The sequence below is a fragment of the Verrucomicrobiia bacterium genome (assembly GCA_035629175.1).
Taxonomy (GTDB): Bacteria; Verrucomicrobiota; Verrucomicrobiia; order Limisphaerales; family DASXHY01; genus DASXHY01.
Map to the genome: position 1 here is coordinate 40,509 of DASPIL010000007.1, position 6,440 is coordinate 46,948.

Consider the following 6,440-nt stretch of genomic DNA (forward strand, 5'->3'; position numbering starts at 1 on the left):
AAACCATGCGCCGAATCAGCCGAACTACACACCACTCATGAAGCTCAAACACCACCTGCAGGCAGCCTTGCTGCTCACTGCGGGCTCGTTGACTACACTCGCCGCTGACGTTGAGGGTTATCTCGTCGTCAAAGGACAACAATTCAAACAGCAATCTGCCGGCGCGCCCTCATCGCTGCCCGCGGACCTTCCCTATCATTTCTTCGCAACCGTTTCCCCTGCCGACACGGGCGCTATAACCGCGGCGCGCATCACCCTGCCCAACCAGCAGGTGCGCAGCCTGACGAATGCGGACGACTCGTTCGAACTTCAGCAATCCTTTTCCTCCAAGCAGCAACTCGACGCCGCCTTCCGGCCGGGGACATATACGCTGGCCATCGTTACCGCGAGCAGCGGCACCAACACGTCGGCTGTCCGTCTCCTCCGCGATGCCTATCCACCCACACCGCGCGTCCCAAACTGGACTGACCTTCAGTCCATCGAACCCGGATTCCCGGTCACAGTGACCTGGGATCCCATCACCAATGCGACGCCGCAGGATGCGATCATGCTGGAAATCTCAGACCCTGCCACGGGCGATGTCGTCTTCAGCACACCCGACGTTCTCGATCCTTCAGTGCTTGCAGGTACCAATGCGTCGTGTGTCGTGCCGTCCCTGGCGCCGAACCACACCTACGAAGGACGTTTGATCTTCGTGCGCGGTGTCGATTCCAACACGAACAATCCCGCCGTGCCCAACATCGCAGGATTCTATAGCGAAACAGTGTTTCCGCTCGCAACCCTGGCACAGCCCAATGTCGCAGCAGGACGCGTTCAATTCACTGCAAGCAACGTGAACGTCGCCGAAAATGCCGGAAGCGCGCTATTGTCGATCACGCGCAACGGATCAGAAGGCGCCATCTCGCTGAACGTCGCCTCGGCAAATGGAACAGCGTTGAACGGAGCTGACTACACCGCAGCAAGCGTGGCGCTCACGCTGCAGCCGGGCGTCACCCAGACAAACGTGCTCATCCCCGTGCTGGATGATTTTCTACTCGAAGGCAGTGAAACGTTTACTGTGGCGCTTTCATCCCTTTCAGGTGGCGCATTACTTGGAAATCGCAGCAACGCCGTTGTGACGATTCTCGACAATGAAAACCGCGCGAACGGCACTTTCCAGTTCAGCCGCCCCAGCTTCACGGGCCTCGAAAAAGGAAAACCCCTCGCCGTCAGCGTCCGCCGCATCGGCGGCACCACGGGCACCGCAACGGTCAACTTTTACACGTTGAACGGAACCGCAACGGGCGGCCTGGATTACAACGCAACCAACGGCACCCTCACCTTCGGCCCCAAAGTCGTGGCGCAGAATATTCTGCTGTCGATGCGCGACGACTTCATCGATGAAGCCGACGAAACCCTGTCAGTGGTTCTCGATCAACCCTCCACGGGCGCAGCGCTGGGCACGCCAGCGGTCGCGGGTGTGACCATCAAGGACGATGACCTCGGTGGCACAATCCAACTTGCCGGCCCTGCTGTCACGGTTAACGAAAACACGAACCTTCTCCTCTTCACGGTGAAGCGCATTGGGGGCACGGCATCCAACGTCACGGTGCAATTCGCCACGGCAAACGGCACCGCAACTGCGGGTTCCGATTACGCGGCGACGAGCGGAATCCTCGCGTTCAACCAGGGAGAGACAGCGAAAACGATTCCTGTCACCCTACTCGGCGATTTTCAAGCCGAGGCTAACGAGACGTTTAGCCTGCGCATCTTCAATCCTTCCGGCGGCGCCAAGCTCGGTGGCATCACGAACACCACCTGCACCATTGCCGACGACGAGAACAGCGTAAGCATCGGAAACGCAACGTACACGGTCACGGAAGGCGGCCCCGCGCTCGTTGTGACCGTCACGCGCTCCGGCGCGCTGGGTTCTGCGGTCTCTGTCAATTATGCGACCTTCAACGGAACCGCGACGGCAGGATCGGACTTCACGGCGACCAGCGGAACGCTGCAGTTCCCCGCAAAAACAGCCACACGGACGATCACGGTCCCGATCCTCAACGACACCATTGTTGAAGGCGCTGAAAACTTCGAAGTTCGGTTGTCCACCCCCGGCGGCGGCGTGCAGATCGGCAGCACGAGCACAACAGTGGTGACGATCAACGACAACGATACGGCGGGATCCTTCAAGTTCTCCGCTTCGTCCTATACCGGCAAGGAAGGCGCGAAGGCGAACGTCATCGTGCAGCGTGTCGGTGGAACCAGCAGCGGCGTCACGGTGCAGTTCACCACATCGAACGGCTCGGCCGCAACGGGCGATTACGTCAACGCCAGCCAGACATTGACCTTCGCTGCCAACGAAGCAAGCAAGACGGTTCAAATCACCCTGAACTCGGACAGCACGACCGAAGGCACCGAAACCGTGAACCTCTCTTTAAGCAATCCGACGGGAAGCGCGACGCTTGGCACCCCCAGCACAGCCACATTGAGCATCAGCAATGTCGCGCCTGCAGGCGGTGGCGGCGGGGGTGGGGGCGGCGGCGGCGCGGTAACTCTGACAGCCCCCGGCATGAAAGCCAACGCCTCCCTGGGCGGCGCCTTCACGGCCGCGCATGTGCATGGCGCGCTCGTGGCAAACATCCTCACCATCACCGGATTCGACACGGGCCTGAAGACACGCACCATCACGATCACGCTTTCGGTCCCGCCGGGAACCACGGGAACCGTTCCGATGAATTCTGGCGGCAGCTTCTTTGGGTTCGCCAACACCGCCATCAACACGTCCACGTTCTGCTCCACGACGAAAACGTTCAACAGCGTCTCACCGTCCACAGGAACGATGAACATTGTGGAGTGGGACACGGTCAACAAGCGCTTCAAAGCTACGTTCAGCTTTACAGCGCGAGGCGTTGATTCAGGAACAACCTGTCCCGGCCAAACGCCCGGCGGCGGCGCAGTCCCAACGGAACGGCCGTCGATTACAGCCGGCCAGGTCTGGGTAAATTACCTTTAAACCGACACTTACAAGCAACGAGCCCGCCCCTTTTTCAAGGAGCGGGCTCTTTTGTTCAGAAGAACGATATAGGCTTTTCCAGAGGAGCCACAATGCGCTCACCACGTGTGTTTTAGCGCTATGTCGCTGCCCTCGCCAAACCCATGTCATTCGGGGCAAACGCCTGCATCATGCATGACGATGCGTTCTTCGGAACAAGAGTCTGTAAAGCGCCAGCAAGATAATGGCACCCACTACTGAGGCCAGGAACCCGGCCGCGTCGGTTTCACGATACCATCCCATTCCCAAGCCAACGTACCGCGCGACAAAAGCTCCCGCGATTCCCAGCAAGGTCGTGATGATAAACCCGCCTGGATCCCGTCCTGGCATGACGAACTTGGCAAGCGCACCCACTACGAACCCGATTAGAATAGTCCAAAGTATTTCCATATGTCCTCCGTTTGGTCTAACATTCGCCGCGCTTCGCAAAACCCCAATAGGGTGAACCCCGGCGTTCCTGCCTTCTCTGCACCCACATGAAGGTTGCCCGGCTCGGTGGGATCGATTAATGTCCGACGTTCTTGCACTCACGATTTAAGAGTTTGTTCATGAAAAAAGCCGAGTCTGAATCTGAAAACACGGTCGCGCCGGAAACCGCCGCGCCATCTGAGACTGTTGCCTCCGAGCAACCCGATATGCTCTCTCCCGAACAGGTGAACGAATTGAAGGCAAACGCCGCGAAAGCCGCGGAGCATTGGGATCGCCTCGTGCGCACCATGGCTGACTTCGACAACTACAAGAAGCGCGCCGTTCGCGAAAAGCAGGAAGCCATCCGGTTTGCGAACGAAGGGCTTATGGAAAAACTGGTGCCAGTGCTCGATAACTTTGAAATCGCCCTGGCCGCCGCCCAAACCGCCGGCACGGAGGCATCGCAATCCATGGCGACAGGCGTGAACATGATCCTGCAGCAGCTCAAGAACGTGCTCGTGGAAACAGGCCTCGAGGAGATCAATGCCACGGGCCAGCCGTTCGATCCCAATATTCACGAAGCGGTTTCCCAGCAGGAATCTTCCGAAGCGGCCGAGGGCACCGTGCTCCAGCAATTGCGCACGGGTTATCGGCTGCGGGAACGCCTGATTCGTCCGGCCACCGTCATCGTTGCCAAGGCACCGACGGCTCCCTGACCTATGGCCAAGCGCGATTATTACGACATCCTGGGAGTTGCACGATCCGCGGATGCGGAGGAAATCAAGAAGGCCTACCGCAAGCTCGCAATCAAGTTTCATCCAGACAAGAACCCTGGCGACAAGGCGGCCGAGGAAAAGTTCAAGGAACTTGGCGAGGCTTACGAGGTGCTGAACGATCCGCAAAAGCGCGCCGTCTATGATCAACACGGCCATGCAGCGTTTGATCGTCGATCAGGCGGCGGCTTCGCCCGCGGCGGTGGCTTTCACGATCCTGCGGATATTTTCCGCGAAGTGTTCGGAGGCGGCAGCATCTTCGATGAATTTTTCGGAGGCGGACGTTCGGATCCGTTTCAGCCGCAGCGAGGCGATGACCTGCGATACGACCTGGAAATCACGTTCGAGGAAGCGGCGCACGGTTGCGAAAAGGAAATCACGGTCACGAAACAGGATCGCTGTGAGCCGTGCAAGGGTTCGGGCGCCGAAGCCGGCTCGGGAACGAAAGCCTGCGCCACATGCGGCGGCCGCGGCCAGGTAATCAGTTCGCGTGGCATCTTCAGCATTGCGCAAACCTGCCCGCATTGCCAAGGCGCGGGCCGGATCATTGAACGCCCCTGCAAGACCTGCCATGGCAAGGGACGCCGCGACACGACTTCCAAGATCAAACTGCGCATTCCGGCGGGCGTGGACACCGGATCGCGTTTGCGTTCCGCTGGCAACGGAGAAGGAGGCCTGCGCGGCGGGCCTTCGGGCGACCTTTACGTGGTGCTGCACGTCAAACCGCACGAGATGTTCCAGCGCGATGGCGACGACCTGCTCTGTGAAGTGCCCGTCAGCTTCGTCCAGGCCGCCTTGGGCGCGGAAGTTCAGGTTCCGACACTGACAGGCAAAACCGAGATTCGAGTTCCTGCCGGCACGCAGCCGGGGACGATGTTCCGTTTGAAAGGCAAGGGCGTTAAAAACGTTCAGGGATACGGCCACGGCGATCTCCACGTGCGGATCAATGTTGAGGTTCCGACGCACCTGAATGCGGAACAGAAGGCGAAACTTCAGGAATTTGCAGAGCTGTGCAACGGGAAGGAAAGCCCGATCAGCCAGAGCTTTTTCGAAAAAGCAAAAAGCCTTTTCCAGTGAACGTTGGGTGACCTGCGGAACCGGACGGACGCAAGCCGCCGCCGGTTCTAAAGCAGCCTGCATCTTCCGCCGAACCATGCATCGCTTTTACGTTCCACCCGATCAATCCCAAGGCGAGATGTTTTCCCTCCCGGAGCGGGAGGCACATCACGCCAGCTCCGTGCTGCGGGTTCGCTCAGGCGAACTCGTCACGGTGTTGGATGGCACAGGAACCGCGCTGCGCTGCCGTGTCGAGACCGTGCGGAAGAAACACGTGGATGTCGCGGTTATCGAACGGGTTCGAAACGATCCGCCGCCCTTTTCCATCACCCTTCTTCAGGCGCTGCCCAAGGGCAAGATCATCGAAAGCATTATCCAAAAGGCCACGGAACTTGGCGTCCAACGAATCGTGCCTTTGATCACAGAACGCGTGGCGACGCGCCTCGACGATGATGCGTCAGAAACCAAGGCCGGCAAATGGCAGCACGTGGCGGTGGAAGCCATAAAGCAGTGCGGCGCGCCCTGGTTGCCGAAGGTTGAACCACCCGTGACACCGATCGAATTCATTCGGCGCGCGGAGAAGTTTGATTTGCCGCTGATCGCGTCGCTCCAGCCAGGCAGCCGTCATCCGCGCGAGTATTTCGACGGCTTCATGGCCCGGCACCACCACAGGCCAAAATCCGTGTGTGTCTGGATTGGTCCCGAAGGGGATCTCACGCCCGAGGAAGTTCGGATCATCGAGGAAGCGGGCGCGCGGCCGATTACACTGGGCCAGCTTGTGCTCCGCGTGGAAACCGCGGCAGTCTACTGCCTTTCAATTTTGAACTACGAACTGGGCGCGCCCGGGACAGAACCGGGCGCCTGAGACGGGACGCGGCGTTGCACCAAAACCCGGAACGCGCGACCCAGGTGTTGAGGATGCACCAGAGTTTGAAACTGCCTTTTCCGCGCCGCATCCCATTCCACAAAGCCGCCTTGCCCCTTCCACGTTTGTTCCGCAATTCCCACAAGAAAGCGTTCCTGCGATACAAATGCCTCCGTAATGAGCCCCTGCTCTTCGCCCGCGCGCTGAATCGCTGAAAAGTTTACGTGGGCAGTAATGTCCTGTTCGCCCGGCTGGTTGAGAACATTTTCGCTCACCCTGTGTTTGGAGTACGCCCGCAGCGTGCCGC

The 6,440-nt window shown here is 59.4% G+C and carries 6 protein-coding genes; 4 read left to right on the forward strand and 2 right to left on the reverse strand.

The window, feature by feature from the left end:
- The first annotated feature begins 37 nt into the window (after positions 1–37).
- Entirely contained in the window at positions 38–2,992 is a 2,955-nt protein-coding gene (locus VEH04_01075; GenBank protein HYG21342.1) for a Calx-beta domain-containing protein, read from the forward strand.
- A gap of 168 nt (positions 2,993–3,160) precedes the next feature.
- Here VEH04_01075 and VEH04_01080 read toward each other — a convergent pair whose 3' ends face one another.
- Positions 3,161–3,421: a GlsB/YeaQ/YmgE family stress response membrane protein gene (locus VEH04_01080; protein HYG21343.1), complete on the reverse strand. Its 261-nt coding sequence runs from the start codon at positions 3,419–3,421 to the stop codon at positions 3,161–3,163.
- Between the two features lie 158 nt (positions 3,422–3,579).
- Between VEH04_01080 and grpE the strand changes: the two genes are divergently transcribed.
- The 3 genes from grpE to VEH04_01095 all read left to right on the forward strand — a co-directional run bounded on the left by grpE (position 3,580) and on the right by VEH04_01095 (position 6,133).
- The gene (gene grpE, locus VEH04_01085; protein ID HYG21344.1) at positions 3,580–4,155 is read left to right on the forward strand and encodes a nucleotide exchange factor GrpE; all 576 of its coding nucleotides are present in this window, start codon (positions 3,580–3,582) and stop codon (positions 4,153–4,155) included.
- Between the two features lie 3 nt (positions 4,156–4,158).
- Positions 4,159–5,289, forward strand: a complete 1,131-nt coding sequence (dnaJ, locus tag VEH04_01090) for a molecular chaperone DnaJ (protein HYG21345.1) — start codon at positions 4,159–4,161, stop codon at positions 5,287–5,289.
- A 76-nt stretch (positions 5,290–5,365) separates the two neighbouring features.
- A complete protein-coding gene (locus tag VEH04_01095) occupies positions 5,366–6,133 on the forward strand; it encodes an RsmE family RNA methyltransferase (GenBank protein ID HYG21346.1) in 768 nt (255 codons plus the stop codon).
- Here the strand turns inward: VEH04_01095 and VEH04_01100 are convergent.
- Positions 6,094–6,440 (reverse strand): SAM-dependent methyltransferase (locus VEH04_01100; protein ID HYG21347.1); only part of this gene is annotated, 347 nt, incomplete at its 5' end. The genes VEH04_01095 and VEH04_01100 overlap by 40 nt on opposite strands.